Genomic DNA, 1,342 nt, shown 5'->3' with positions numbered 1-1,342 from the left:
TTCATTTTGACAACAATGCAACTAGCTGTTTTTAAAGGCCAAAATCCTTGGCACACATTGTGATTACTCCTTCTATCAGAAACCAAATCTTAAGAACTCAAGGAGAAACACATGACGGATATCGTAGTATTTGGCGAAGACTTCGGCGGCCTACCATCATCAACGCAGCACATCGTTCAGCGACTTGCCACCAACCATCGCATTCTTTGGGTTAATTCCATCGGTTTAAGACAACCAAAACCGACGGGTAAAGACATTCAACGTTTAGTGAGCAAGTTTTCCCGCGTTATCAGCAATACTGGCTCAGATAAGCCAACCATGCATTGTGATGCGGTAGACAACATTTTCACGGTAAATTTGCTGACAATACCGGCTCCACACTCTGCTTTTTCAAGAAAAGTGGCAGCGAAGATGATGCAGCACCAACTAGAAAAACACTTAAAAGCGTTGAACTTCGACAACCCATTGTTTTGGACATCCCTACCAACCGCCGCTGATGTGTGTAATGCCATGAATAAACGCGGGCTGATTTACTACTGCGGAGACGATTTTGGCGCGTTAGCGGGCGTTGATCATCAAACAGTGATGGAGCATGAACGCACACTGGTTGATAACGCCGATTTTATTCTTGCTGCAAGCGACAAGCTGGCCGCTCGATTTCCGGATAATAAAACCACAACACTGCCACACGGGGTCGATTTCAGTCTATTTTCAACGCCTGCAGAAAAGGCAAGCGACTTGCCGAACAATGGCCGTAAAATATTGGGTTTTTATGGCAGTTTGTCTGACTGGCTAGACTATCGTTTGATCGACCAAGTCGCCCAACACGCACCGGATTGGGATTTGGTTTTTATTGGGCCGAATGAGTTTGCCCACAATCCATTACCACAGCGAGACAACGTTCATTACTTGGGGCCTCGCGCGCATCATTTATTGCCAAGCTATTCCCAACACTGGGACGCAAGTTGGCTACCGTTTGTCGACAACGCACAAATCAAAGCGTGTAACCCGCTCAAACTTTTGGAGTATTTAGCAACGGGTACGCCCGTTATTAGCACGCCATTTCCGGCTCTGATGCCTTACAAACACATGTTACACATCGTCGCTGACGTCGAAGACGTGTGTGCCAGCCTAAATCATTTGCTGCCACCACCAAACGGCTCTACATCTTATGTCCAACAACAAAGCTGGGAAGCAAGAGCAGACCAAGTTGAGAAATTAGTGAGGGCACTATGAGCGATTTACGAGAAAACATCAGCGTATTACTGCATGGCGCGTGGCGACGTCGCTATATGATTGTCATTCCGATGCTTGTGCTACCTATCCTTGGTTTTGGCGTAAG

The 1,342-nt window shown here is 46.7% G+C and carries 1 protein-coding gene; it reads left to right on the top strand.

What is annotated here, in order from left to right:
- The first annotated feature begins 111 nt into the window (after positions 1 to 111).
- Positions 112 to 1,236 carry a glycosyltransferase gene (locus R7M72_RS24820; protein WP_069550412.1) on the top strand — a complete coding sequence of 375 codons (1,125 nt, stop codon included), beginning with the start codon at positions 112 to 114 and terminating at the stop codon, positions 1,234 to 1,236.
- Positions 1,237 to 1,342: the final 106 nt, after the last annotated feature.

The sequence above is a fragment of the Vibrio sp. YT-18 genome (genome assembly GCF_033337345.1).
Lineage (GTDB): Bacteria > Pseudomonadota > Gammaproteobacteria > Enterobacterales > Vibrionaceae > Vibrio > Vibrio alginolyticus.
The sequence above is the reverse complement of the archived record's forward strand: the minus strand, read 5'-3'. Positions and strand labels throughout refer to the sequence as shown.

Coding starts and splice junctions, on each gene's coding strand:
- R7M72_RS24820 (WP_069550412.1), top strand. CDS start 112: ATGACGGATATCGTAGTATTTGGCGAAGACTTCGGCGGCCTACCATCA.